At 67.8% G+C, this 21,613-nt stretch carries 33 protein-coding genes and 1 tRNA gene; 20 read left to right on the forward strand and 14 right to left on the reverse strand.

The window, feature by feature from the left end:
* Window positions 1-94: 94 nt before the first annotated feature.
* From KUG41_RS13415 to KUG41_RS13425, 3 genes are all read left to right on the forward strand, one after another.
* Window positions 95-2,068, forward strand: a complete 1,974-nt coding sequence (locus KUG41_RS13415) for a sensor domain-containing diguanylate cyclase (protein WP_216904709.1) — start codon at window positions 95-97, stop codon at window positions 2,066-2,068.
* 84 nt (window positions 2,069-2,152) lie between these two features.
* The gene (locus KUG41_RS13420; RefSeq protein WP_216904710.1) at window positions 2,153-2,341 is read left to right on the forward strand and encodes a hypothetical protein; all 189 of its coding nucleotides are present in this window, start codon (window positions 2,153-2,155) and stop codon (window positions 2,339-2,341) included.
* 17 nt (window positions 2,342-2,358) lie between these two features.
* Window positions 2,359-2,763 (forward strand): VOC family protein, encoded by a 405-nt coding sequence (locus KUG41_RS13425; protein ID WP_216904711.1) that lies wholly within the window; start codon window positions 2,359-2,361, stop codon window positions 2,761-2,763.
* Window positions 2,764-2,831: 68 nt separating this feature from the next.
* Here KUG41_RS13425 and KUG41_RS13430 read toward each other — a convergent pair whose 3' ends face one another.
* Both KUG41_RS13430 and KUG41_RS13435 read right to left on the reverse strand, forming a co-directional pair.
* On the reverse strand, window positions 2,832-3,074 hold the full coding sequence (locus tag KUG41_RS13430; RefSeq protein WP_216904712.1) for a hypothetical protein: 243 nt from the start codon (window positions 3,072-3,074) through the stop codon (window positions 2,832-2,834).
* Window positions 3,075-3,153: 79 nt separating this feature from the next.
* On the reverse strand, window positions 3,154-3,831 hold the full coding sequence (locus KUG41_RS13435; protein ID WP_216904713.1) for a DJ-1/PfpI family protein: 678 nt from the start codon (window positions 3,829-3,831) through the stop codon (window positions 3,154-3,156).
* A 188-nt stretch (window positions 3,832-4,019) separates the two neighbouring features.
* On the opposite strand from KUG41_RS13435, the gene KUG41_RS13440 reads away from it, so the two are divergent.
* From KUG41_RS13440 to KUG41_RS13450, 3 genes are all read left to right on the forward strand, one after another.
* The gene (locus KUG41_RS13440; RefSeq protein ID WP_216904714.1) at window positions 4,020-4,694 is read left to right on the forward strand and encodes a hypothetical protein; all 675 of its coding nucleotides are present in this window, start codon (window positions 4,020-4,022) and stop codon (window positions 4,692-4,694) included.
* 21 nt (window positions 4,695-4,715) lie between these two features.
* Window positions 4,716-4,880 carry a hypothetical protein gene (locus KUG41_RS13445; RefSeq protein WP_216904715.1) on the forward strand — a complete coding sequence of 55 codons (165 nt, stop codon included), beginning with the start codon at window positions 4,716-4,718 and terminating at the stop codon, window positions 4,878-4,880.
* A gap of 126 nt (window positions 4,881-5,006) precedes the next feature.
* Window positions 5,007-6,281 carry an ATP-binding protein gene (locus tag KUG41_RS13450; protein ID WP_216904716.1) on the forward strand — a complete coding sequence of 425 codons (1,275 nt, stop codon included), beginning with the start codon at window positions 5,007-5,009 and terminating at the stop codon, window positions 6,279-6,281.
* Between the two features lie 3 nt (window positions 6,282-6,284).
* Here KUG41_RS13450 and KUG41_RS13455 read toward each other — a convergent pair whose 3' ends face one another.
* Window positions 6,285-6,707 (reverse strand): lysozyme inhibitor LprI family protein, encoded by a 423-nt coding sequence (locus tag KUG41_RS13455; RefSeq protein WP_216904717.1) that lies wholly within the window; start codon window positions 6,705-6,707, stop codon window positions 6,285-6,287.
* 290 nt (window positions 6,708-6,997) lie between these two features.
* Here KUG41_RS13455 and KUG41_RS13460 point away from each other — a divergent pair, with 290 nt between their 5' ends.
* On the forward strand, window positions 6,998-7,333 hold the full coding sequence (locus KUG41_RS13460; RefSeq protein ID WP_216904718.1) for a hypothetical protein: 336 nt from the start codon (window positions 6,998-7,000) through the stop codon (window positions 7,331-7,333).
* Between the two features lie 24 nt (window positions 7,334-7,357).
* Here the strand turns inward: KUG41_RS13460 and KUG41_RS13465 are convergent, their stop codons facing one another.
* Window positions 7,358-8,593 (reverse strand): cation:proton antiporter, encoded by a 1,236-nt coding sequence (locus tag KUG41_RS13465; protein WP_216904719.1) that lies wholly within the window; start codon window positions 8,591-8,593, stop codon window positions 7,358-7,360.
* 136 nt (window positions 8,594-8,729) lie between these two features.
* On the opposite strand from KUG41_RS13465, the gene KUG41_RS13470 reads away from it, so the two are divergent.
* Complete coding sequence (locus KUG41_RS13470; RefSeq protein WP_216904720.1) at window positions 8,730-8,954, forward strand: hypothetical protein; 225 nt, start codon at window positions 8,730-8,732, stop codon at window positions 8,952-8,954.
* 3 nt (window positions 8,955-8,957) lie between these two features.
* Window positions 8,958-9,194, forward strand: a complete 237-nt coding sequence (locus tag KUG41_RS13475) for a hypothetical protein (protein WP_216904721.1) — start codon at window positions 8,958-8,960, stop codon at window positions 9,192-9,194.
* Between the two features lie 268 nt (window positions 9,195-9,462).
* On the opposite strand, the gene KUG41_RS13480 is transcribed toward KUG41_RS13475, so the two are convergent.
* Window positions 9,463-9,546, reverse strand: a tRNA-Leu gene (locus KUG41_RS13480).
* Window positions 9,547-9,587: 41 nt separating this feature from the next.
* Here KUG41_RS13480 and KUG41_RS13485 point away from each other — a divergent pair.
* The 5 genes from KUG41_RS13485 to KUG41_RS13505 all read left to right on the forward strand — a co-directional run bounded on the left by KUG41_RS13485 (window position 9,588) and on the right by KUG41_RS13505 (window position 12,188).
* Window positions 9,588-9,839, forward strand: a complete 252-nt coding sequence (locus tag KUG41_RS13485; protein WP_216904722.1) for an NAD(P)H-quinone oxidoreductase subunit L — start codon at window positions 9,588-9,590, stop codon at window positions 9,837-9,839.
* Window positions 9,836-10,171 carry a DUF3007 family protein gene (locus KUG41_RS13490; RefSeq protein ID WP_216904723.1) on the forward strand — a complete coding sequence of 112 codons (336 nt, stop codon included), beginning with the start codon at window positions 9,836-9,838 and terminating at the stop codon, window positions 10,169-10,171. The genes KUG41_RS13485 and KUG41_RS13490 overlap by 4 nt, the downstream gene beginning before the upstream one ends.
* 51 nt (window positions 10,172-10,222) lie before the next feature.
* Entirely contained in the window at window positions 10,223-11,068 is an 846-nt protein-coding gene (gene trpA / locus KUG41_RS13495) for a tryptophan synthase subunit alpha (protein ID WP_216904724.1), read from the forward strand.
* Between the two features lie 175 nt (window positions 11,069-11,243).
* Window positions 11,244-11,873 (forward strand): DUF938 domain-containing protein, encoded by a 630-nt coding sequence (locus KUG41_RS13500; RefSeq protein WP_216904725.1) that lies wholly within the window; start codon window positions 11,244-11,246, stop codon window positions 11,871-11,873.
* Between the two features lie 48 nt (window positions 11,874-11,921).
* A complete protein-coding gene (locus KUG41_RS13505; protein ID WP_216904726.1) occupies window positions 11,922-12,188 on the forward strand; it encodes a YciI family protein in 267 nt (88 codons plus the stop codon).
* Window positions 12,189-12,201: 13 nt separating this feature from the next.
* Here KUG41_RS13505 and KUG41_RS13510 read toward each other — a convergent pair whose 3' ends face one another.
* Together KUG41_RS13510 and KUG41_RS13515 are read right to left on the reverse strand one after the other, a co-directional pair.
* Window positions 12,202-12,543 (reverse strand): c-type cytochrome, encoded by a 342-nt coding sequence (locus KUG41_RS13510; RefSeq protein ID WP_371734149.1) that lies wholly within the window; start codon window positions 12,541-12,543, stop codon window positions 12,202-12,204.
* Between the two features lie 83 nt (window positions 12,544-12,626).
* On the reverse strand, window positions 12,627-12,989 hold the full coding sequence (locus KUG41_RS13515; protein WP_216904727.1) for an AbrB family transcriptional regulator: 363 nt from the start codon (window positions 12,987-12,989) through the stop codon (window positions 12,627-12,629).
* A 103-nt stretch (window positions 12,990-13,092) separates the two neighbouring features.
* Between KUG41_RS13515 and KUG41_RS13520 the strand changes: the two genes are divergently transcribed.
* The gene (locus tag KUG41_RS13520) at window positions 13,093-13,569 is read left to right on the forward strand and encodes a GNAT family N-acetyltransferase (protein ID WP_216904728.1); all 477 of its coding nucleotides are present in this window, start codon (window positions 13,093-13,095) and stop codon (window positions 13,567-13,569) included.
* A gap of 17 nt (window positions 13,570-13,586) precedes the next feature.
* A complete protein-coding gene (locus KUG41_RS13525; RefSeq protein WP_216904729.1) occupies window positions 13,587-14,153 on the forward strand; it encodes a Nif11 domain/cupin domain-containing protein in 567 nt (188 codons plus the stop codon).
* Here the strand turns inward: KUG41_RS13525 and KUG41_RS13530 are convergent.
* From KUG41_RS13530 to KUG41_RS13550, 5 genes are all read right to left on the reverse strand, one after another.
* Complete coding sequence (locus KUG41_RS13530) at window positions 14,059-14,580, reverse strand: phosphate-starvation-inducible PsiE family protein (RefSeq protein ID WP_216904730.1); 522 nt, start codon at window positions 14,578-14,580, stop codon at window positions 14,059-14,061. The two genes, KUG41_RS13525 and KUG41_RS13530, sit on opposite strands and share 95 nt — an antisense overlap.
* Window positions 14,580-14,849, reverse strand: coding sequence for a hypothetical protein (locus KUG41_RS13535; protein ID WP_216904731.1), 270 nt, complete (start codon window positions 14,847-14,849; stop codon window positions 14,580-14,582). The genes KUG41_RS13530 and KUG41_RS13535 overlap by 1 nt, the downstream gene beginning before the upstream one ends.
* Window positions 14,850-14,938: 89 nt before the next feature.
* Window positions 14,939-15,268 carry a hypothetical protein gene (locus KUG41_RS13540; RefSeq protein WP_216904750.1) on the reverse strand — a complete coding sequence of 110 codons (330 nt, stop codon included), beginning with the start codon at window positions 15,266-15,268 and terminating at the stop codon, window positions 14,939-14,941.
* A gap of 24 nt (window positions 15,269-15,292) precedes the next feature.
* On the reverse strand, window positions 15,293-15,682 hold the full coding sequence (locus tag KUG41_RS13545) for a YkvA family protein (RefSeq protein ID WP_216904732.1): 390 nt from the start codon (window positions 15,680-15,682) through the stop codon (window positions 15,293-15,295).
* A 139-nt stretch (window positions 15,683-15,821) separates the two neighbouring features.
* The gene (locus KUG41_RS13550) at window positions 15,822-16,742 is read right to left on the reverse strand and encodes a sigma-70 family RNA polymerase sigma factor (RefSeq protein WP_216904733.1); all 921 of its coding nucleotides are present in this window, start codon (window positions 16,740-16,742) and stop codon (window positions 15,822-15,824) included.
* 209 nt (window positions 16,743-16,951) lie between these two features.
* Here KUG41_RS13550 and KUG41_RS13555 point away from each other — a divergent pair, with 209 nt between their 5' ends.
* Both KUG41_RS13555 and KUG41_RS13560 read left to right on the forward strand, forming a co-directional pair.
* The gene (locus KUG41_RS13555) at window positions 16,952-17,440 is read left to right on the forward strand and encodes a DUF2214 family protein (protein WP_216904734.1); all 489 of its coding nucleotides are present in this window, start codon (window positions 16,952-16,954) and stop codon (window positions 17,438-17,440) included.
* Window positions 17,440-18,192, forward strand: a complete 753-nt coding sequence (locus KUG41_RS13560; protein WP_254217275.1) for a peptidase — start codon at window positions 17,440-17,442, stop codon at window positions 18,190-18,192. Before KUG41_RS13555 ends, KUG41_RS13560 begins: the two co-directional genes overlap by 1 nt.
* Before the next feature lie 31 nt (window positions 18,193-18,223).
* On the opposite strand, the gene KUG41_RS13565 is transcribed toward KUG41_RS13560, so the two are convergent.
* Entirely contained in the window at window positions 18,224-19,030 is an 807-nt protein-coding gene (locus KUG41_RS13565) for a metal ABC transporter ATP-binding protein (protein ID WP_216904735.1), read from the reverse strand.
* Window positions 19,031-19,123: 93 nt separating this feature from the next.
* On the opposite strand from KUG41_RS13565, the gene KUG41_RS13570 reads away from it, so the two are divergent.
* A complete protein-coding gene (locus KUG41_RS13570; protein WP_216904736.1) occupies window positions 19,124-19,798 on the forward strand; it encodes an SDR family oxidoreductase in 675 nt (224 codons plus the stop codon).
* Between the two features lie 66 nt (window positions 19,799-19,864).
* Window positions 19,865-20,824 carry an N-acetylmuramoyl-L-alanine amidase-like domain-containing protein gene (locus KUG41_RS13575; RefSeq protein ID WP_216904737.1) on the forward strand — a complete coding sequence of 320 codons (960 nt, stop codon included), beginning with the start codon at window positions 19,865-19,867 and terminating at the stop codon, window positions 20,822-20,824.
* Here the strand turns inward: KUG41_RS13575 and KUG41_RS13580 are convergent.
* A partial coding sequence (locus KUG41_RS13580) for a calcium-binding protein (RefSeq protein WP_305798580.1) occupies window positions 20,808-21,613 on the reverse strand: 806 nt, incomplete at its 5' end. The two genes, KUG41_RS13575 and KUG41_RS13580, sit on opposite strands and share 17 nt — an antisense overlap.

A 21,613-nucleotide genomic window follows, 5' to 3' on the forward strand; every position in this document is an offset into this window, starting at 1 on the left:
GAGCTTATTCGTTATCCGCATTTCGTCGCGCCATCCGTTGTTTTCTCCCCCTGCTCCACACCTACGCGGTCTGATCCTGTCGGCAACGGCGCTGGTGGGGCTGTTTCTGCTGGATCTGGCCCTCAGCAGCAGCTTCCAGACGGCAACGCTGTGTCCCTACTACTGGCTTCCCGTGGTGCTGGCCGCCAGCTTCGCCACCCCCAGGCAGGTGGGCTGGCTGACCAGTCTCGCCATCTCCCTGACCGTCTTCAGGTCCCTGTCGTCTCCCGATGCAACCGGCATGGACCTGGCGCTTCGCCTGATCGGGCTGATCGGCGTGGCCTGGGTCGCGATCCACCTGGCCGGAAAACTGCGCGCCAAGGAGCGCAGCAACCGGGAGCTCCAGGAGCATTACCGGCTGCTCGCCGAGAACGCCCCCGACGTGGTGCTCAGCAGCGACAGGGAAGGGCGGATTGAGTGGGTCTCCCCATCCGTGCGCCAGTTGCTGGGCTGCGAGGCCAGTGACCTGCAGGGACAGACCATCGACAGCCTGCTGGCGGACGATGCCGAACGACTGACCCAGACCATCTGCCGGGTCAGGGAGGGGAAGAGCAGCAGTTGCGAACTGCGCTTCCGGACCGTCGACGGCAGCAGTCGCTGGATCTCCATGGCCCTGCGTCCCGTGCTCGATCGCGACGCCAGGGTCCTGGGCCTGGTGGGGAGCTGGCGCGATGTCCATCGCGAAGTGGAAGCCCGCCAGGCGGAGGAGCACACGAAACAGGCCCTGGCGGACTCGGAGGAGCGGCTGCGCCTCACCATGGAGAACGCCTCCACCGGCATCGCGCTGCTCGATGCCGAAGGCCGTTTCCTTTCGATCAACCCTGCCGGCTGCCAGCTGCTCGACCGGCAACCCGGCAGCCTGGTCGGGCTCACCTGGAGGGATTTTGCCCCGTCCGCAGACCTGGAGACGGAGCTGCCCCTGATGGAAGAACTGCTGGGCGGCCTGCGGTCCAGCTACCGGCTGCGCCGTCGCATCCTGCGTCGCGGCCAGGCGGCGATCTGGGTGGACGCGAGCGTGTCCTGCTCCCGCCATCCCGACGGCAGCCTGGCCTTCGTCATCGCCCAGTTCTTCGATGTGACCGAGATGGTCCAGGCCGAAACAGCTCTGGCCAGTTCCGAGCAGCGCTACCGGCTGCTGGCGGAGAACTCCAGCGACGTGGTGCTGCTGATCAGGGACGGCACGATCAGCTGGATCTCCCCCTCCCTGACCCCCATGCTGGGCTGGCGGCCGGACGACTGGATCGGCCATCCGCTCAGCCGTTTCATCCCCGCTGACGAGCAGCCGGTCCTGGAGCGGGACCTCCTGACCCTGGCGAAGGGACTCAGCGTGGTGACCCGCCTGCAGGCGCTCGCCCATGACCAGAGCCACCGCTGGGTGGAGCTGCATGCCAGCCCCTACCGGGACCCCAGCGGTCGCCTCGACGGCATCGTCGGATCCTTCCGCACGGTGGATCTGGAGGTGGCCGCCGAGCGGGAGCTGGCCCGCCGTGCCCGGACCGACGAACTCACGGGCCTGGTCAACCGCCACGAAGCTCTGGAGCAGATCACCGCCATCGCCGGGCGTGTCGTCCGTCAGGGGGATGCGACGGCGGTGCTGTTCTGCGATCTCGACCACTTCAAGGAGATCAACGACACCTTCGGCCATGTGCCCGGCGACGAACTGCTGCGCACCGTGGCCACCCGGATCCGGGACGGACTGCGCAGCGGCGACATGGCGGCGCGCATCGGGGGCGACGAGCTGGTGGTGGTGCTGCAGGGGGTGCGCGCTCTGAATGACGCGGTGGCCATCGCCGAAAAGCTCCGCCGGGCCGTGGCCGAACCGATCCCGACCAGCGCAGGCATCCTCTCGATCACCCTGAGCATCGGGGTGACCATGGTGAAACCGGGCGAAAACCCCGACGAGATCATCTCCAGGGCCGACCACGCCATGTACCGGGCCAAACAGACCGGGCGCAACCAGGTGGTCCCGATCGCCGCAGAAACAGGCCTCCCGGGGGGTCGGTCCGTCCCGTGGCAGCCCGTGCTCTGAGCTGGAATGCAACGGCCGGCGAAGAGCACCGATGGGGAACCCCAGGGCCGCGCTAGATCAGTGAGGACGGATACGGAAATAACCATGGACAGCCTCGACACCTTTGTGCACCCCCAGGCCTGGGCCACCGCACTGGCGATGGTGGATCTGTCGATCGCCTGGATGATCGCCACCGCAGCGCTGGCTGGGCTGATCCGCGAACGGCGCCGCCGGGCGGACGCGGCCCCAGCGACCTCCAGCCCCTCCGACGCTCGCCGCCCCCGGTTCGCCTGAGGACTGCGGCAGGCACCATGGCCATCGTCGGCATCGATCACGTGGTGCTGCGCTGCAGGGATCTGGAGCGCATGGAGCGCTTCTACACCGACGTTCTGGGCTGCACGGTGGCCCGGCGCAACATCCCTCTCGGCATGGTCCACCTGCGCGCCGGCAGCGGCCTGATCGACCTGGCGGCCGTGGATGGGGAACTGGGCCGGCGGGGTGGCGCAGCTCCGACCACGGAGGGCCACAACATGGATCATGTCTGTCTGCGGATCGAACCCTTCGACGAGGAGAAGCTGCGATCCCATCTCCTGCAGCACGGCATCGCCGCGGGGCCGCTGCACCACAACTACGGCGCGCAAGGGGATGGCCCGGCGTTCTATCTGGAGGATCCGGAGGGAAACAGCGTCGAACTCAAGGGTCCACCAGAGCAGTGAGATCCCGGGGCCCTGATGGACCCCGGAATCAGGCCTCGGTGGTCACCGCGTTCAGCGGGTGCCCGGAGTCAGCCGCGCCAGGTGGGCAGACCCCCGTGGGCGAGGGTGCCGCGGTTGCGCCAGAGGGCCGCCGGGCTGACATCGATGCCATAGCGGTGAGCGAGGGTCGCCGCCTCCTGGGGGGTGTCGGAGGCGCGGAACGCTTCGGCGAACACCGGATCGCTCTCGGCCAGATCCCTCACCAGATGGAGGGCCTCGGTGGCATTGGGATGGTGATGGGCATGGGCACGGGACACTTCACAGGTCGCCATGGAATTTCCTCCTCTCTTTGATTCACTCTAGTGGCCGACAAACACTCTTTAAGTGAGTGAAAACACCCATCGCGTCGCCTCATGGGGACTGGAAATAGGCTGATCCCTTGCCACTGCTGGCGGCCGCCCCATAGATCCTTGAGGAGGGGAAATACTCAGCTGCCAATTGCACCTGTCCTGCGACATCATCCCCCGCGGTTTCAGCAATGAACTGCAGGGTCAGATCGATGCCGGAGGAGATGCCCGCCGAGGTCCACACGTTCCCCGAGCGGACATAACGCTCCTCCACCACCTCCACATCGCCAAGGGCCCGCAGCCGATCCAGGGACGCCCAGTGGGTGGTGGCCCGCCTGCCGGCCAGCAGACCGGCGGCATGGAGGAGAAAAGCTCCGGTGCAGACCGAGAGCACCGCCCGGCAGGCGGCGGACTGACGCCGCAGGAAGTCGATGAGATCGGCATTGTTCACCTCCAGACGCGTTCCCAGGCCGCCCGGCACCAGCAGCACCTCCAGGGGGGGAACGGTGCTGAAGCTGCAGTGGGGCAGCAGCACCAATCCCTTGGCACAGGTGATCGGTTTCTCGCTCTGGCCGATCAGCAGGCACTCCCGGGGGCCGCCGGCCTGTTGGCTCCACAGGCTGGCCATTTCCCAGGGACCGATGGCGTCGAGCTCCTCCACTCCGGGGAACAGGAGGATGCCGAAGCTCCCGGCACCGGCGGAGGCACCGGGGGAAGTGGACGCGGTGCGATCGCAGTCCATCGGCTGGGCGGCCCATGGGCCCGGAAGGACTCGGAAGTCTCCCATCGGCAGGGCCGTAGCGGCGCACCAGCTGCACGTGAATCCCCCCTTCGCAATCCACCCTCCGCCTTCATCACCCGCCCAGCTGCCGCCAGGATGGGTTCAGGGCTCCGAGGCTGCGATGGCGAGAGCAGCTCCAGGCCCCGGGCGTGCCCACCTTCGTCAAAAGGGGACTGGTGCTGGTGGGCTTCGACGAGGCCGGTGGCCGGGGTCTGGAGCTGCTCGCCCTGATCGCCCCGAAGACGCCGGAGGAGGATCCCGAAGGCCTGGCCGAGCCTGATCGGGTCCGCCTCGGGACCCTGGGGAGCATCAGTGCCGCCGGCCCGGGCCTGCCCCTGTTCACCCTGCTGATGGGGCTGCTGGACGGCTTCAATTCATGTGTGATGTGGGTGCTGCTGTTCCTGCCGGTGCAATGGCGTGACCGTCGCCGCATGGCCCTCATGGCCGGCACCTTCGTACTGGTGAGCGGGGCTGTGCACGACGCGTTCATGGCCGCCTGGCTGAACGTGTTCCTGCTGCTGGGCTGGTCGACGGGGTTGCGACTGGTGCTGGCCGGCCTGGCCCTGACGGTGGGGGTGGTGAACGTGTGGGACTCCCGGCGGCAGGACAGCCGCTACGCCCTCTCGATTCCCGCCGAGGCGAAGCCGGGGCTCTACGCCCGGATGCGGGGCGTGATGCAGAGCCGCTCCCTGCGGCCGGCGCTGGCGAGCGTCGCGGCCCTGGCCGTGGTCGTGAACGCCGTCGAGCTGCTCCGCACCGCCGGGCTGCCCGCGATCCATACCGCCGTTCTGAGCCAGCAGAACCTGACGCCCGCCGCCCACTAGGCCTACCTGGGCCTCCACATCGTGGGCTACATCGCCGACGACAGCCTGATGGTGGGTGCCGCCGTCCTGGCCCTGGACAGCAACAGGCTCACAGAAACCGGGGGGCGGTGGCTGAAGCTGATCAGCGGCACCGTGATGCTGGTGCTGGGGGCAGGGTTGCTGCTGCGGCCGGGCTGGCTGCTGTGACAGGGGTTCCGGCGGCCGCGTGGAGATCGGAAATCAGCAGGTTGACGCCTCCAGTACAGAATTGGAGGATCGGTCAATAAGCAGCCAGTATTGGCAGATCCCGAGGCCCGATCGATAGCTGCCGCCATGGCCCTGCCCAACCTCTGGGGGCTCTACAACCTGCGCTCCTCCCCTTACTTTCAGGCCACCCTGCGCCAGGACGTGGCCGGCACACCGGTGTCCCTGTTCGTGGGACGCCAGGCCGAACGCCAGCGACTGCTGACCACGATCGGCAGCAGCCGCAGCTCCCGCCAGGCGGTGGCGGGCCGGCCCGGCATCGGCAAGACCACCCTGGTGCAGGTGGTCAAGGCTGATGCCCTCGAGGCCGGCTACTGGACCTCGGCGGAGGTGCTGCCGATCAGCGCCGCCGAGCAGGGCGAGGACCTGCTGGGACGACTGCTCTCGGGCACCTATGACGCCGTGCTGGCCAGCCACCCCCAGGCCTGCGGCCCCGCCATGGAGGCCGCCCAGCAGCTGGTGCGCGGCTTCCGGCTGCGGGGCGGGGGCTTCACTGTCTCGGGCTTCGGCTTCGGCGGCGGCGGTTCGCACTCGGAGGGAGTGTCCACCCCACCCAGCCCCCTGCTGCTCGACGGCCCCCGGGCCCTGCGGGATCTGCTGAACTACGCCCGCGAGGAAGGCGCCGAAGGCGTGGTGCTGCACCTCAACAACCTGGAGAACCTCAGCGAGGCCGACGCCGGCCGGGCGGCCGACCTGCTGCGCGGCATCCGCGACCAGGCCCTGCTGCTGGACGGTCTGCACCTGGTGGTGGTGGGCACCACCGATGCGGTGCGCACGGTGGTGCAGCGTCACACCCAGGTGCGCTCGGTGTTCAGCGATCCGATCGTGCTGGAACCGCTGGCGCTGGGGCAGGTGCAGCTGCTGCTGGCGCACCGCTACGACGCCCTGCGGCTCGATCCTGATCGCCCCCGCCAGACGCCGGTGGCCCACACAGTGATCGAACAGCTGTACGCCCTGTTCCGCGGCGACCTGCGCGGCCTGCTCAAGGCCCTCGAAGACGGCCTCACGGCTCTGCTGGGCCTCACCGCCGGGGGAGAGGCGGCGGTTCCGATCGGAATGGCGGATCTGCTGCTGGTGCTGCGCCAGCGCAACCGGTTGGAACTGAAGGAGCAGCTGGGCGGGGGCCTCTGGGAGCGGCTCCAGGAGTGGGCCGACGACGACCCGGCAGCGGAGCGGACCCAGGCCGGACTGGTGGCGCTCTGGGGCATCAAGCAGCCATCGGTGTCCCAGACCCTGCAGGCCCTGATCGAAGCGGGTGCCATCGAAGCCCAGCCCCGGCAGGGCCGTGAAGCCATCCGCTACCTGCTCACCGGCACGGCGCGGCTGGGGCTCGGGGTGGCGTGAAGCTCAGCGGCCCAGCGGCACGGTGAGCTGGCGGAGCAGGGTCTGGTTGAGGGCGTTTTCGCATTCAAACCAGAGGATCGGCAGCAGGCTGCCGCCCTCGGCCTTCGCCGCCACCCACTCGCAGGCCCGGCGCCGGCCGGCGCGCCAGGGCTCCAGCGTTCCCACATCCATGAGCTCCAGCAGGCGCCGGTCGTCCTGGTTGCGCCGGCTCCAGAGACAGGCAGCGATCTCCTGGGTGGTGCCGCCGCAGTCGGGCCGGAAGGGGAAGGCCCGGAAGCGTTCGATCGACTGCTGAAGGGTTTCGGGGGGTGGCGGCGCCGAGGTGACCGGGGGGGAGGCGGCGAGGGCGGGAAGGGGAAGGAGGGCAGCAGCGGCGAGGGCCCAGAGCAGGAGCCCTGAATGGGCGGATGCGGACCGGGGGTGCACGGAAACGTTCCTGGGGAGAGAAGCGGAATGGAATCCCATCATCTCCACCCTCCCACTCCGCAGGTCGGAGAACCGGGGCGGTACGAAGAGGAGCTCAGCCTGCGGCTCAGGCTGGAGTCAGGGGTTGGCGGGGAACTCTCCCCTTCAGCACCGCCGCGATCCGCTCCGCCGGCAACCCACCGCCGGGTCGTCCGCAGCGGCAGCGGCTCCGAATCTGTGGTCATTCGCAGGAGATGGCCTCCAGGCATCGGCCCCAGGCCCGATGCTGGGCACAGCCGAACGATCCGATCATGACTGCCCCCCAGATCCCCGACACCCCGGACGAACTTCTCGCCCTGCAGCGTGAGGCCGCCCGGATCCCCGAGGAGCCCATCCGCAAACCGGAAAAGAGCAGCGCCAAGGTACGGGAGGTGATCACCCTGCTGCAGCACCTGGAAACCAGTCCCGGGGAGGACCGGCAGCTCGCCCTGCTGCTGGTGCAGCGTCTGGAGGCGTACCACGACGGGGTGGTGGAGCAAATGGTGGACGACGATGGGGCGGAGCGCGGCCAGATCGCCGCCTGGGCCATCGATGCCGACCGCCTCATGCAGGCCCGCCGGCTGCTGGCCTCCGTGACCCTGGGGTGACGATCCCCACCGGTGGCCGTGGCTTCAGCCCCCTGCGTCCTGTGGTGCCAGCTCCGCAAGCTCGGGCGTAAGAACCCGTGCCGCCAACCAGCCGCTCAGCCAGGCCCCGAGAGGAGCGGTGATGAGGATGCTGAGCACGGCAACGGCCAGGATGACGTCCCCGGGTCGGGTGGACATTCCGGCGGCCTGGAGGGTCATCAGCGGCACGGCGCCGATGGCGGCCTGCACCGTGGCCTTGGGGATGTAGGCAGCCGTGACGAACAGTTTTTCCCCAGCCGTGAGCTGGCTGCCGCCCAGGCAAGCCCAGGTGGCGGCCGAACGCGCCGCCAGGCCGATCCCCAGCACGCCGAAACCGGCCAGGCCGGACTCCAGGGCCACATCGAGGTTCAACTGTGCACCGACCAGCACAAACAGCAGCAATTCGGCAAACACCCAGATCGAGGCCAGCTTCCTGGCCATCACGTGGGCGGTCTCCTCGCTGAGCTCCAGGATGGTGACGCCGATGGCAATGGCGGCGACCAATCCCGTGAAGGGAACAAGACCATTGATCTGATCCTGCAGGCGGAGAAGCAGCAGGGCCAGAGCCAGAATGAACAGGACCTGGCGGTTCGGATTCGGCTGGAAGCGCTGGAAGGCTTTCAGCACCATCCAGCCCAGGAGCGCACCAACGATCGCGCCAAGGGCCAGCCCGACCGGCAATCCCAGCACATGTCCGGTGACGGCGGACGATCTTTCGACAAGCAGGCCCAGAAGGATCCCGTTGACCACGATCACGGCGATGTCATCGAGCGAGGCGGCCGCCATCACCATCTGGGGGATGGCCTTGCGCGTGCCGCGCTGTTCCTCAATCAGCCGCAGCATCAGCGGCACGACGACAGCAGGGGAAACGGCGGCGATCACCGATCCCAGCAGACCCGCCTCCAGAGGCGAGAGACCCAGCAGAGGCTGGGCCACGATCGTGATCGTGAGTCCTTCGCAGCTGGCAGGGATCCAGGCGAGCAACAGAACCCTTCGCCCCACGCTGCGGAGTGTCTGAAGGTTCAGCCCGAATCCCACCCGCAGCAGAATGACGATCAGGGCCATCTGGCGCAGATCGCCGCTCATGGCCAGCAGTTTCGGATCGAGGGCATCCAGCCCCGATGCCCCGAGGCCGACGCCGACCAGGAGCATGCCGATCAGTCCGGGCACCCCCAGCCGGCGGAACAGTCCATCGGCGACCAGAGCCAGAAGCAGCAGTTCCGCCAGGCCTAGCCAGTGCATGCGGACATTGAACGCGTGGGGTCGATCATTCGCCCAGGACTGCTGGAGTCAGCAGTCCCATGATGCATCGGTGGTTCGTTCGTGCCGGTGGGCGGCCGCCGAGCCAGACGGTGCCCTACGCCAGATGCAGGGCCGGATGCTGCTGGTGGCGATGAACCTTGTATCCCTGCCGGCATCGGCGGCCACCGGGGCCGATGGGAATGCCATGCAGGCAGCCCTCAAGGAGATCGGCACCGACCTCAAGGAAGCCACCGACTGCGAAAAGGATCTGCTTGGCTATGACAATTTCAAGAAGGACAAATCTGATGGGGTGACCATCTGCCTCAACAACATCCCCAAGGATGAACCTGATGCCTACTGAAAAGTGCTGGCCCACGAAGTCACCCACGTGATGCAGGCCTGCACTGGCGCCTATGGCCTCAACGACAGCTTCATCAACAGGGCCTACAGGGAACTCAAGGCGATGCATGGGTCGTCCATTGAGGAGATCAACGGCTACGGCTCCTGGAACAAGCGCCAGGAGGTGGAGGCCCGCTGGATGGAGATGCAGCTCCCCGAGGACGTGATCACGATGCTGGCCGCCAACTGCAGGGAGCCCTGACGAAAGCGATTCAGAGCCGGCCCCCGGCCGTCAGAGCAGGCCGACGCTGAAGACCAGCTGGAGAAGGGCGAACCCGGTCAGGCAGGTGATGGCCAGAAGCGGAGTGGAATGAAGCACGTTCGGACTCCCACGGTTGCTTCGGTCTAACGCTGGGTATGGCCGCCAACAGCCCCCGGGGCGGCTGCGTGAGGAGAGCCACAGACACAGTCGGAGATGAATTTTTGTCATCTCCCCGGCGGGCATTGGCGAAGGCCCCACCGAACCGCCATGGGGGCAGGGGGACTTGAACCCCCACAGCCTCGCGGCCTGCGGATTTTAAGTCCGCTGCGTCTACCGGTTTCGCCATGCCCCCGTGGAGAGATCCTAGATTCACCCAAACCCGCAAGATCCCTGGTGGCCCTGCCCGGACCCCTCAGCAGCCTCACTCCCGACGCCCTGCTGGTGATCGGCGCCTACCTGGCCCTGGCCGGTGCCTACCTGGTGGTGGTCCCCCTGGCCCTCTATGCCTGGATGAACAAACGCTGGTACGTGATGGGCAAGATCGAGCGCACGGCCATCTACGGCATGGTGTTTCTGTTCTTCCCGGGCCTGATCCTGTTCGCTCCCTTCCTCAACCTGCGCATGGCGGGCCAGGGCAAGGCGTGACCCGGACCCAGGCGATCCTGCTGGGCCTGGCGGTCTTCGCCATCGGCGGAGGCGGCTACTGGGTGTTCCGCTCCACCGGCCTGGAGGGATTCTCCCCCGGCATCGCCGCTTCGGCCCTGCTGATGCTGGTGGTGCTCGGCTGGACCGCCAGCTATCTGCTGCGGGTCGTGAGCGGCAAGATGACCTACATGGAACAGCGTCGCCGCTACCGGGCAGCCTACGACGCCGTCACCGACGACGAGTTGCAGCGCAAGTTCGATGCCATGAGCCCCGAGGAGCAGCAGCGGCTTCTTTCGGAGGTGGGCCAGCTTCAGGCCGACGCCGAGATGTGAGGCTGGGGCCGACCCCATAGGCTCAGGGACACCGTCATCCTCCACGGCCCGATGAGCGTCGCCGCCACCGCCGGCCCCCGCAGCACCCCCACGCCGATTCAGCGGTGTTTCGCCGCCCTGCGGGCCCAAGCTCGCTGCGCCCTGATGCCGTTCCTGATGGCCGGTGATCCGGATCTGGCCATCACCGCCGCCAGCCTGCTGGCCCTCCAGGCCGCCGGAGCCGATCTCATCGAACTGGGCATCCCCTACAGCGACCCCCTCGCCGACGGCCCGGTGATCCAGGCCGCCGCCGGCCGGGCCCTGGCGGCCGGCACCACGCCGGGGCGGGTGCTGGAGATGCTGGCCGGCCTGCGGGGCCAGCTCACCCTGCCGGTGGTGCTGTTCACCTACAGCAATCCCCTGCTCAACCGCGGCATGGAGACCTTCTGCCGTGACGCCGCCGCCGCCGGGGCCGCCGGCCTGGTGGTGCCCGACCTGCCCCTGGAGGAAGCGGAGAAGCTGTCGAGCATCGCCGCCGGCCAGGGCCTTGATCTGGTGCTGCTGGTGGCCCCCAACACCCCGGCCGAGCGGATGGCCCGCATCCATGCCGCCAGCCGCGGCTTCACCTATCTGGTGAGCGTCACCGGGGTGACCGGTGTGCGGGCGAGCCTGGAAACGCGGGTGGGTCCGCTGGTCCAGCGGCTGCGACAGCTGGGCCCCACGCCCGTTGCCGTGGGTTTCGGCATCGCCACGGGGGACCAGGCCCGCCAGGTGCGGACCTGGGGAGCCGATGGGGCCATCGTGGGCAGCGCCCTGGTGAAGCGCATGGCCATGGCCCATGAGCGAGACGCCGATGTGGCCGCGGACGCCGGCGCCTTCGCCGCCGACCTACGCACGGCGCTCGATCGGAGGCCGTAGCCCGTCCGCTTCAACGCTTCGACCGGGCTGAACTACAGGGCCGGGGCACAGGCGCTCAGCGCCAGCAGCAGCAGCAGCAGCAGCACGGCAAGCAACGGCGCTCCGGAGCGCATGGCGGTCGGACGCGTGGAGGAGGAGGCCATGGTGGCGGGGCGACTGCTCCCATGATGGGCCGATGCACGACGACGGACTGCCGTTCTCCCCCGCCTGCCTGCGCAACCAGGACCCGATCCTGGCCGTGCTGGGCCGCTGGCTTGCCCCCGGCGCCCGGGTGCTGGAGGTGGGCTCGGGCAGCGGTCAGCACGCCATCCACATGGCCCGCCATCTGGCCGGAATCCAGTGGCAGCCGAGTGATCGAGCGGAGGCGCTGGCCGGGCTGTCGGCGCGCATCGTCCTGGAGGGAAGGGAGGGACTGGCCCCCGGGGCCGGGGTGGCGCCACCGCTTCGGCTCGACGTGACCCAGCCCCACTGGCCCGACGGCCCCTTCGATGCAGTGTTTACAGCGAACTCTTTGCACATCATGCCGGCGGCTGCGGTGCCCTTCCTGCTGGAGGGCAGCGTCCGGGTGCTGGCGAGCGGCGGCCTGCTGCTGCTCTACGGCCCCTTCCGCTACGGCCATCGCCACACGGCCGAGAGCAATGAAGCCTTCGATGCCCATCTGCGCAGCCTCGATCCGGCCATGGGGGTGCGAGACGCCGAGGCATTGGAGGTGAAAGCCGCCGGTCTCGGACTGCGGCGGGAGGCCGATGTGGCCATGCCGGCCAACAATCGCCTGCTGATCTGGCGCAAGGAGGACGGGAGATGAAAAGCTGAGGAGCGTTCAACACGGCGCCGAGAACCGCGGCGATCACCGATGCGATTCGTCCTCTGGGGCACCTACTGCGCCGACGCCCTCGAGCGCCGCACCCCATACCGGGAGGAACATCTGGCCGGGCTGAAACGCCAGAAGGAAGAAGGTGTGCTGATCACCCTGGGGCCCACCGCCAGCAGCAGTCACGTGTTCGGCATCTATGAAGCCGACGACCAGGAGACGGTGGAGACGTTGGTGAAAGGGGACATCTACTGGCGTCAGGGCATCTGGACGGCGGTGGAGATCCATCCCTGGATCCAGGCGTTCTGAACCGCGGCTGGCCTCAGCCGCGGGGCCATCCCTCGAGGGCCTGTTGCCATACCCAGGCCCCCACAGCTTCCGGTCCGCCCTCACCGAGCGCCTCCCCGTAACCGCCCATTGCGCCGATGCCGGCAGCGGCGATCGTGGCGATGGCTGCAGGGTCGTCAATGCCGTTGCGCTGCAGGGTCGCCAGCTTCAGGTTCTTGCCGCGACGGATGATGTTGCCTCCGTTGATATGACAGCCAACACAATGGGCCTCGAACAGTCGGCCCCCGCTGGCAAGGGAGGCGGGATCAGGGGAAGCTCCCTCGAGGCCGAGAGCCGGGGGCGGCAGGACCAGCGCTAGAACCAGGACCAGCGCCACGGCCAGGGAAACCAGCCAACGCCAGGCCAGCTGGACGTCGGCCCCACTGATGAGGACATCGCAGCGATCGGAACCCGCCGTCCTCAATCCTCTTCGTCGGCACTGCCGGCGGGGATCAGGCGAATCTGCTTGCGACCCAGCTTGATCTCGAACTCATCACCCGGTTTGAGATCCAGCATGGAGGTGTAGGCCTTGCCGATCAGCAGATTGCCGTTGCCCTGCACCGTGGCCACGTAGCTGAGTTTGCGGCCTCCTTTGCCTACCTTGCCAGCTGCACCGAAATCGACGCCTTTGGCTTCCAGGAGGGCTTCGTAGAAGGCGGTGAAGTTCAGGCGCTCGGCACCATCCTTCTTGGTGGAGACATATCCACAGGCGCGCACGATCTCGGACTTGCCGACATCGCCGAGCTCCTTGACCTTGGCCAGCAATTCCGATCCTGTGAGCATGGGATGTGCGCGATGGCCTGTGAGGGGAATCAACAAAAACATACACCAGCGCCATCTGCAAGCTTCCGATAGCGGTGACAATCAATGCAACCCCACGTCCCCGATGCTCCCGATCCGTCCACTCCGGCCCGGTGATTGCCAGCAGGTGATCGCTGTGTATCACGATGCGGTCATCAGCCAGGCCGTGGGCCTTTACAGCCCGGCGCAGATCGCGGCCTGGTCACAACATGCTCAGCACAATGATGGCGTCCGGTCGTCATTGCTACGTGGCCATGGGTGGGTGAGCTGCGCCTCCCACGACGCGGCGATCATCGAGGCCTTTGCCGTACTTGACCCCGAGGACCGGCTGGCCCTGCTCTATTGCCGTGGCCGCTCCAGCCGCCAGGGACGGGCCGCGTCCCTGCTGGACACCCTCGAACCCCATGCCCGCCATCGGGGTGTCCGGCGGCTGCGCACGGAGGCCAGCCAGCTCTCACGGCCCCTGCTGGAGCGGCGGGGCTGGCAGGTCGAGGCCGAGGAAACCGTGAACCTGGGCGGCGTTCCCTTCCTGCGCTGGCGGATGGGCAAGGATCTGAGCTGACCCTGGCCCACCCCCCCATGGCCGAAGCCCAGTTGCAGCAGTTCCTCGAGAAGGTGCGCCAGCTCAACGCCTTCGTGGCCCTGAGCGAAGCCGACCCAGGCCTGCGCCAGACCCTGCGGGACTGCGACGATCACCACCAGGTGGTGGCCCTGGCCCGCTCGCGGGGTTTTGAGATCGGCCGTCGCTGGGGGGAGCCGCCCCCCGCCCAGGGGCCTGGGGATGGGACCGAGGCCGGGGAGGAAAGCCACGGATCCGTGTCCTTGCTGGCCAGTCCATGCCCGTCAGGCGGGCGGGAAACCACCACGGTGCTGCTCGAGACCCCGCAGCTGCGGCTGGAGCGGATCCACTCCTGCAGCGCCCGAAGCCCGGAAGATTTCTGGTACGACCAGTCGGAAGAGGAGTGGGTGCTGCTGCTGCAGGGGAGCGCCCGGCTGCAGTTCGCCGATGAAAACGAGCCCCGCAGGCTGGTCAGCGGCGAGGCCCTGCGGATTAGCGCGGGCCGTCGGCATCGGCTGCTGGCAACGGATCCGCATCCGGGAACGATCTGGCTGGCCCTGTTCTGGCAGCACTCTCCCGCTGGTTGATCTGGCGCACCAGCCAGAACGCCCCGGCCAGACACACGACCGCCACCCCGAGACCCACCACCAGCATCGGTTTGTTCTCGGCATTCGGGGGCAGCACGATCACTTTCCGGGCCACGGCGGTGATCGCCGTGAGCAGCACCAGCTCGATCTGCACCACATGGCGGCGCAGATAGGAGGTGATGTTCTGCAGCACCTCGATGGCGATCAGCAGGTTGAGCAGGTCGCCGAGCAGCCCGGTCAGCCGGTCTCCCACCCAGCGGCGGCTGGGGTCGACCAGGACGGAGAAGACATCCTGCACCAACTCCCCCGTGGCCACCACCAGCACCAGGAGCAGCACGGCGCCCAGGACCCTGGCCACCAGGCGCTCGCCATGGTCGATCAGGCGCAGATAGGGGGCATTGCCGAAGATCCGCCGCAGTCGTGGCATCAGTTCTGGAAGGGCTGGTATTTCGGCCGGGCCGGGGTTTCACCCGGGGGATTCTCGATCACGGTGTTGCAGGTGACGGAACCATCAGGACCGGTGACGCAGTCGGTGGGTTTGATTTCGGTGGCTGGACCCACCTTGCTGCCCCTCTGAAGCATGAAGGACTCCACCTGGGCCAGGGCCGGAGGGGTGAGGCAGAGGACCGCGAGCAGAGAGGCACCAGCCTGGAGGGGCCGAAGCAGGCGATGCGGGAGAAGGGGGGAAACGTTCATGGGAGGGGTCTTCGACAAGAAGACGGAGGGACGCGTATACCCACTCTGGGGGCAGACCGGCAGGCCCGCCAGCGCCGCGGAACCTTACGTCAGCTGCCGTGATCGCCACGGATTTCCTGCAGCAGCAGGTCGAGCTGGCCCATTGAATCGATGGCCACCGCACCGGCTCCTGCAGGGCCGGAGGCCTCAGGGGGATCCTCGTTGAGCCACTGGGCCTCGATGCTGCAGAGGCGCTCGGCCAGACCTGCCGGCCCCTGCCGGTCATAGGTGCGGTGCAGTTCCTCCAGCAGCACGGGCATGCGGATCGAGCCGGCCCGCAGGGCACGGCGCAGGTCGGCCTGGGTGCGGCCGGCCTGGCGCAGCCAGTCCTTCAGCAGACTCTGGAGCTCGTCGAGCTGCTCGGGGCTGAGGGTGGACATGGAGGGAGCGGCCATGGCAGGACCCTATCCCTGGCGGGTCAGCGGAAACCAGCGGTCGAGTCGGCTCTGGGCGCGGGCACGGATCTCCGGCGTGCGGTGGGCGCTGCACAGCCCCAACAGGGCGGTGAGGGCGACCATGTCGTCGCTGAATCCCGCTGCCGGGATGAAATCGGGGATCAGATCAAGGGGCACCAGCAGGTAGGTGAGAGCTGCCAGCACCGTCAGCCGTACCCGTGGGGGGGTGGCGCCATCGAGCAGGATCTCCAGGCATTCAAAGGCCGGCCGGGCGATGGTGCGACCTGCCCGGCGCAGCAGCCGCAGCAGCAGGGCCTCGTCGATCACCGAACTCTCCAGCACCTCGGCATCGACGGGGGGCTGGTCGGAGGGGGCGGTGGCAGAGGGCGCGCCAGCCATGGTGTTCTCCTTGGGAAAGGGACACGCCGCAAAACAGGCGCAGGATCATTCTGGCGGCCATGCCGCACGAACCACGAGGGTCGGATCTCCCTATGCGCCCGCGGGTGAGCCCGGCAGGTGCAGGATCTGCCCCTGAAGCTCAGACCTCGACAAGGCCGCTCTCGATGCCGGTCTTGCGCAGTTTGCGCAGGGCCCGTTGCACCACCTGGCGGCAATACTCCCGGCTGCACTCCAGCTGGCGGGCCACCTCCGCCAGTGTTCGCCATTCATGGCTGCCGTCGAGCCCGAAACGCAGCATCACCACCGTCCGCTCCTTGGGGGTGAGGTTGGACTTCTCCAGCAGCGTCCACACCGAAGCAGTGCGTTCAGCCTGCTCGGCCCGTTCCATCGGCGCCGGCTCGTTGCTGGGCAGCACGTCGACCAGCTCGGAGGGATCGGCCTTGGAACGGACAGCGCCCTGAAGACTCACGGTGACGCTGCGCAGTTCACAGCCCAGCAGATCCTCCACCTCCGCCACGGGAAGGCCCATGGCGGTGGCCAGTTCACCGGCATTGGGGGCCTGGCCATGGGACTGGAGATGGCGCGCCTTGGCGGCCCGCAGCCGGGTGAGCTTCTCGTTGACGTTGACCGGAATGCGGATCGTCCGGCTCTGGGTGGACAGGGCCCGGTTCAGGCCCTGACGGATCCACCAGTAGGCATAGGTGCTGAAACGGTGACCGCGGGTGGGGTCGAACTTCTCGACGGCGCGGGTAAGACCGATGGTTCCCTCCTGGATGAGGTCGAGCAAATCGAGCCCCTTGCCCTGGTAGCGCTTGGCCAGGTTGACCACCAATCGCAGATTCGCCGTGACCATCTGCTGCTTGGCCCGCTCCCCCGTACGCAGCGTTCGTTTTTCCAGATCGTTGAAATCGCAGGCCGGACCGTCGCCGCCGGCCTGGGCAGAACGCTCCTGGAGGGCCACCATGGCCTGGACCTTGCGCCCAAGGGTGAGCTCCTGCTCGGGGGTGAGCAATTGATGGCGGCCGATCTCGCCGAGAAAGGCACTGAGGGAACTCGCCATGGAGCGACTGGATCGTTTAATCGAACTTAGGGTTGATTCGGAATGTTCCTGAAACAAACAGAAAGCCTTCAGTGTTCTGTTTATCTGCTTATTTCCATTTATCTCCTTAATTCCACTTTCCTGCTGATTTCCCCTGGCTCCGCCTCTGCCTGCGCCCGCGGACCGGGAGCCAGCCGCTACCGTCCCTGGCGACCGCTTGAAACCAGCCGATGGCCGGGCTTCTCTCCATCCCCTCCGACGTGCTCTCCAGTGCCGGCGTGGCCTACGTCCACTACCTGAGCTTCATGGTCTGCTTCGGCGCCCTCGTGCTGGAGCGGAGGCTGATCCGCCCCAGCCCGGACCGCAAGGACGCGATCCTGATGGTGATCACCGATGTGACCTACGGCATCGCCGCCCTGGCGGTGCTGCTCAGCGGCATCCTGCGGGTGCTCTATTTCGGCCAGGGTTCCAGCTTCTACACGGAAAACCCTCTCTTCTGGTGGAAGGTGGGCACCTACCTGTCGGTGGGCGCCCTGTCGCTCTACCCCACGATCACCTACATCCTCTGGGCCATCCCCCTGCGCAAGGGGGAGCTGCCCCAGGTGAGCGAGGCCCTGGCCAATCGCCTGCGCTGGGTGCTCAACATCGAGCTGGTGGGCTTCGCCTCCATCCCCCTGATGGCCACCCTGATGGCCCGAGGCGTCGGCCTGCCGGGTTGATGACGAGGCGATCCGTCCCGGTGGCATGGTGGCCCCTGCTGCTGCTGGCCGGGTTGGCGGCACCGGCCCGTTCAGCGGAGCCCGCCTGCCTGACGGCCCTGGCCAGCCGGCCCGCCCCGGCCATCCAGACGCCCCTGGTGGCCCCCATCGCGGCACCAGCCGGGACGGACGACTACCGCGACCGGCTGCGTCCCACCCCCCTCGGCTGGGCCCGGCTCGATCACTGGTGCCTGTGGGTGGAGCCGGCGGCCAGCGACGGACCGGCGGCGCTGTGGGACCAGCGCTGGCTCACGGCGATCGAGGCGGCGCTGACTCGCTGGCAGAAGCTGCTGCCGATCACCCGGGTGGCGGATCCGGCGGCGGCCCAGGTGCGGGTCCTGAGGCAGCGGCCGCCCCTGATGCGCGACGCCTCGGGCCGCACCAGGGCCAGCCATGGCCGGGCCCTGCTGGAGGTGCTGGAGGTGAACCGGGGAGGGAGCTGGGTGCTGGAGCCCCGGGTGCAGGTGCTGATCAGCCCCGGCCAGCGGCCCCAGGCCACCGAAGCCACTGCCCTGCACGAACTGGGGCACGCCTTCGGTCTCTGGGGCCACAGCGACGACGCGGCCGACGCCATGGCCGCGGTGCCGGGAGCGCAGCCCGTGCTGGAACTGAGCCCGCGCGATCGGGCCACGCTGCGCTGGCTGTACCGGCAGCCCAGCCGCTTCGGCCAGCCCGCTCCGGCGCTGCCGGAGGGCTCTGCCGCCAGCCCCTGAGCGCTCCATGGGGTTGGGGGCCTCGGCCGCTTCAGAGCGGCGGGGTTTCCTCGGAGTGGGAGGGCCGGTGGGGCGGGTGACGGTGGTGGTAGGGCACGAAACCGGGGCCGTAGATCTGCTCGATCCGGGCGGGGCTGAGGGCGTGGTCGGGGGTGCCGTGGCAGCGCAGGTTGCGGTTGAGGCAGAGCACCCCGTCGCAGGTGCGACGCACCATCTCCAGATCGTGCGACACCTGAAGGATCGTCCAGCCCTCGCTGCGACGGAGCTGGTAGAGGAGGGTGTGAAACTCTTCGGCGGCGCGGGCATCGAGGCCGGCCTGGGCTTCATCAAGCACCAGCAGGCGGCGGGGCCGCACCACACAGAAGGCCAGCAGCACCCGCTTCAGCTGGCCGCCGGAGAGCTCCGAGAGCAGGCGGCCGGCCAGGTCGTCGCACAGGGTCTTGCGGAGAGCGGCCCGGATGGCGCTGCGGCGGGCCTCGCGGCCCAGCCAGGGCAGGGAAAGACCTGGGGGATCCCAGCCCAGACCCACGAATTCGGCGACGGTGAGCGGGAAGCGGCCCCGCGGCACCAGGCTCTGGGGCAGGTAGGCGAGCTTGGCGCGCAGGCTGCCCGGCAACTGGCCGCCGCTGCCGAGGCTGCAGCCCAGAAAGCGCACCTGGCCGGCCTGACGGGGCAGGATGCCGAGGATGGCCTGCACCAGGGTGCTCTTGCCGGCACCGTTGGGGCCCACCAGGGCAGTGTCGGATTCCGCCTGCAGCTGGAAGCTCACGTCATCCACCGCCGTGACGGCGTCGCGGCGCACGGTGAGATTGCTGACTTCGAGAACCATTTCCGCCATCCCTGCAGCCTACCCAGAAGCCTCCGGTCCGGCCGTCGCCGCTGAACCGAAGCGGCGACGAGAATGGGGTTCCTCTCCATCCGCTTGCCCACCATGACCAGCATCGCCGTGACTGGAGCCTCCGGCAAGACGGGCTGGCGGGTGGTTCAGGAGGCCCTCGGCCGGGGCTGGCCGGTGAAGGCGATCCTGCGGCCGGGCTCAGAGGTGCCGGCCGGGCTGGCCGGGGCGGAGCTGGTGCGGCTGGAGCTGGGCGACAGCGACGCCCTCACCGCCGCCCTTGCCGGTTGCGACGCGCTGGTGATCGCCACCGGAGCGCGGCCCTCCATCGATCTGAGCGGCCCGCTGAAGGTGGACGCCCTGGCGATCCGCTCCCAGATCAGCGCCTGCCGCGGCGCCGGCCTGAAGCGGGTGGTGCTGGTGAGCTCCCTTTGCAGCGGCCGCTGGCTGCACCCGCTCAACCTGTTCGGGCTGATCCTGGTGTGGAAGGGGGTGGGCGAACGCTGGCTGGCCGCCAGTGGCCTGGACTGGACCGTCGTGCGTCCCGGCGGGCTGAAGGAAACCGAAGACGGCATCGACGCCGAGGGCATCCGCTTCAGCGGTCCCGACCAGCAGGAGAGCGACAGCATCCCCCGGCGGCTGGTGGCCCGGGTATGCCTGGATGCGGTGGCGAACCCGGCCGCCATCGGCCGCATCATCGAGATCACCAGCAGCCCTGAGCAGCCGGCGATGGGGCTGGCCGAATGGCTGGCCGCCACCCCGGCGCTCTGACGGCAACCGGATGGACCCAAGGGAGCCGAAGAGCGGCAGTAGGGTCGCCCCGGCAATCGCAGCTGGATGCGCAAAACACCCCTCCTGCTGGGCGTCACCCTGCTGGTCACCGCCGCCGCCAGCTTCGGGGCGGCCAACCTGCTGCTCCGCAACGCCACCCCCGCCACCCGCACGGTGGTGGCACCGCCGCTGCCGGGGGGCGTGGCCCTGGGGGATCCCACGCCGCGGTTCGTGGCCGACAGCAAGGCGATGGCGGTGGCCGCCATTGACGGCACGGCCTGGGACCCGATGAACCGGGCCCTGATCAACCTGGCGCGCCGCTACCAGGGCTACCCCTACAAGGCCTTCTCCCTCGATGGCAGCGAGAAGGAGCAGTTGCTGCTCGATCTCACCCATTTCGACTGCTTCCTGTTCGTGGAGCAACTGCTGGCCCTGGCCAACAGCCGCAAGGTGGACACTCAGACCGAGGGCGTGGAGCGCTTCGCCGCCCATGTGCGGCAGCTGCGCTACGAGAACGGTGAGGTGGATTACTGCCGCCGCCAGCACTACTTCAGCCGCTGGGCCGAAGCGGCCGAGCGCAACGGCTACGTGGTGAACCTCACCCCCTTCCTGCCGGGGGCCACCAGCCGGGAGCAGGCGCTCAACTACATGAGCAACCATGCGGCCAGCTACAAGCCGATGCAGCTGGCCCGCAACCGGCAGTGCATCAGCGAGCTGGAAAAGGATCTGGTGGTGACCCAGGCCTATGTGCCGCTGGCGGCCCTGCCCGGGGTGCTGCCGTCGCTCCGCACCGGCGACATCTTCGCCCTGGTGACCAAGGTGCCGGGGCTGGATGTGACCCATGTGGGCTACCTGGAGACCACCGACGGCAAGGTGGACGCGATCCATTCGGCCGAGGGAGAAGGGGTGATCCGCAGCGAGAACTTCGAGAAGTACGCGGCTCAGGTGCAGGATGTGATCGGGGTGGCGATTTATCGGCCGAGGCCAAATGAGGAGACGCCGGAGCGCCCTAAGCCGGAGGGATGAGGGCCAGCACATCGGCCTGCCCCCAGGTCGTGGAATTGGAGAACTGGAAAGCCTCGATCCTGTGTTCTGCTCCCGTGAAGTAGTTGGAGATCAGAAGCTGGTCTTTAGTGTTGAACCTTATCTCAAGTTGATCAGCCTGGCGCCGTACGGATGCGACATCCGTAGAAGCCAGATTCTGAAAGATGACGACATCACGATTCCCTGGCTTGGGGTCGTAGTCGCTGATCTGCTTGAGTGCACCACTCCTGACAATCACATAGCTGTCGTCTCCTTCACCTCCGTTGAGAGTATCGGTTCCGCCGCCGGAGACAAGGCGGTCGCGCCCCCATCCGCCATACAGAATATCGTTACCGGCACCTCCATCGAGGATGTCATCTCCATCACCGCCATAGAGTGTGTCATTGCCGCTACCACCTGTCAGCACATCATTCAAGGCGCCTCCGTAGAGAACATCATGACCATCAAGGCCTTTGATTCGGTTGGCCATATCGTTATATCCTCCCAGCCAGTCATTCCCAGCAGTCGCCCCTCCGACAACAACGCGATCCCTCAGCTGCTTGTCACCCCAGACACTGCCATTCGTAAAATGGAAAGCCTCGACACGAAAGGCTTCACCAAGAAAGTAGTTTTCAACCGAGAGCTGCCCTCCCCCAGAAAAACGCAGCAACAGCTGATTCCCACTACGTTCCACAAGCTGCACATCCGATGGCTTCACATCCGTGAACACCACCACATCGCGATTGCCGCTCCCATCATCCACATCGCTGATCGTCCTGCTGGCTCCTCCAG

Origin of the sequence: Synechococcus sp. CCY 9618 (assembly GCF_019038415.1) — a bacterium.
Classification (GTDB): Bacteria; Cyanobacteriota; Cyanobacteriia; order PCC-6307; family Cyanobiaceae; genus Cyanobium.

What these genes read in the sequence shown, in the direction of transcription:
- KUG41_RS13420 (WP_216904710.1), top strand. Translation starts at nt 2,153, where the DNA reads ATGGACAGCCTCGACACCTTTGTGCACCCCCAGGCCTGGGCCACCGCA.
- KUG41_RS13425 (WP_216904711.1), top strand. Translation starts at nt 2,359, where the DNA reads ATGGCCATCGTCGGCATCGATCACGTGGTGCTGCGCTGCAGGGATCTG.
- KUG41_RS13430 (WP_216904712.1), bottom strand. Translation starts at nt 3,074, where the DNA reads ATGGCGACCTGTGAAGTGTCCCGTGCCCATGCCCATCACCATCCCAAT.
- KUG41_RS13435 (WP_216904713.1), bottom strand. Translation starts at nt 3,831, where the DNA reads ATGGACTGCGATCGCACCGCGTCCACTTCCCCCGGTGCCTCCGCCGGT.
- KUG41_RS13450 (WP_216904716.1), top strand. Translation starts at nt 5,007, where the DNA reads ATGGCCCTGCCCAACCTCTGGGGGCTCTACAACCTGCGCTCCTCCCCT.
- KUG41_RS13460 (WP_216904718.1), top strand. Translation starts at nt 6,998, where the DNA reads ATGACTGCCCCCCAGATCCCCGACACCCCGGACGAACTTCTCGCCCTG.
- KUG41_RS13465 (WP_216904719.1), bottom strand. Translation starts at nt 8,593, where the DNA reads ATGCACTGGCTAGGCCTGGCGGAACTGCTGCTTCTGGCTCTGGTCGCC.
- KUG41_RS13470 (WP_216904720.1), top strand. Translation starts at nt 8,730, where the DNA reads ATGCTGCTGGTGGCGATGAACCTTGTATCCCTGCCGGCATCGGCGGCC.
- trpA (WP_216904724.1), top strand. Translation starts at nt 10,223, where the DNA reads ATGAGCGTCGCCGCCACCGCCGGCCCCCGCAGCACCCCCACGCCGATT.
- KUG41_RS13500 (WP_216904725.1), top strand. Translation starts at nt 11,244, where the DNA reads ATGCACGACGACGGACTGCCGTTCTCCCCCGCCTGCCTGCGCAACCAG.
- KUG41_RS13505 (WP_216904726.1), top strand. Translation starts at nt 11,922, where the DNA reads ATGCGATTCGTCCTCTGGGGCACCTACTGCGCCGACGCCCTCGAGCGC.
- KUG41_RS13515 (WP_216904727.1), bottom strand. Translation starts at nt 12,989, where the DNA reads ATGCTCACAGGATCGGAATTGCTGGCCAAGGTCAAGGAGCTCGGCGAT.
- KUG41_RS13520 (WP_216904728.1), top strand. Translation starts at nt 13,093, where the DNA reads ATGCTCCCGATCCGTCCACTCCGGCCCGGTGATTGCCAGCAGGTGATC.
- KUG41_RS13525 (WP_216904729.1), top strand. Translation starts at nt 13,587, where the DNA reads ATGGCCGAAGCCCAGTTGCAGCAGTTCCTCGAGAAGGTGCGCCAGCTC.
- KUG41_RS13530 (WP_216904730.1), bottom strand. Translation starts at nt 14,580, where the DNA reads ATGCCACGACTGCGGCGGATCTTCGGCAATGCCCCCTATCTGCGCCTG.
- KUG41_RS13535 (WP_216904731.1), bottom strand. Translation starts at nt 14,849, where the DNA reads ATGAACGTTTCCCCCCTTCTCCCGCATCGCCTGCTTCGGCCCCTCCAG.
- KUG41_RS13540 (WP_216904750.1), bottom strand. Translation starts at nt 15,268, where the DNA reads ATGTCCACCCTCAGCCCCGAGCAGCTCGACGAGCTCCAGAGTCTGCTG.
- KUG41_RS13545 (WP_216904732.1), bottom strand. Translation starts at nt 15,682, where the DNA reads ATGGCTGGCGCGCCCTCTGCCACCGCCCCCTCCGACCAGCCCCCCGTC.
- KUG41_RS13550 (WP_216904733.1), bottom strand. Translation starts at nt 16,742, where the DNA reads ATGGCGAGTTCCCTCAGTGCCTTTCTCGGCGAGATCGGCCGCCATCAA.
- KUG41_RS13555 (WP_216904734.1), top strand. Translation starts at nt 16,952, where the DNA reads ATGGCCGGGCTTCTCTCCATCCCCTCCGACGTGCTCTCCAGTGCCGGC.
- KUG41_RS13560 (WP_254217275.1), top strand. Translation starts at nt 17,440, where the DNA reads ATGACGAGGCGATCCGTCCCGGTGGCATGGTGGCCCCTGCTGCTGCTG.
- KUG41_RS13565 (WP_216904735.1), bottom strand. Translation starts at nt 19,030, where the DNA reads ATGGCGGAAATGGTTCTCGAAGTCAGCAATCTCACCGTGCGCCGCGAC.
- KUG41_RS13570 (WP_216904736.1), top strand. Translation starts at nt 19,124, where the DNA reads ATGACCAGCATCGCCGTGACTGGAGCCTCCGGCAAGACGGGCTGGCGG.
- KUG41_RS13575 (WP_216904737.1), top strand. Translation starts at nt 19,865, where the DNA reads ATGCGCAAAACACCCCTCCTGCTGGGCGTCACCCTGCTGGTCACCGCC.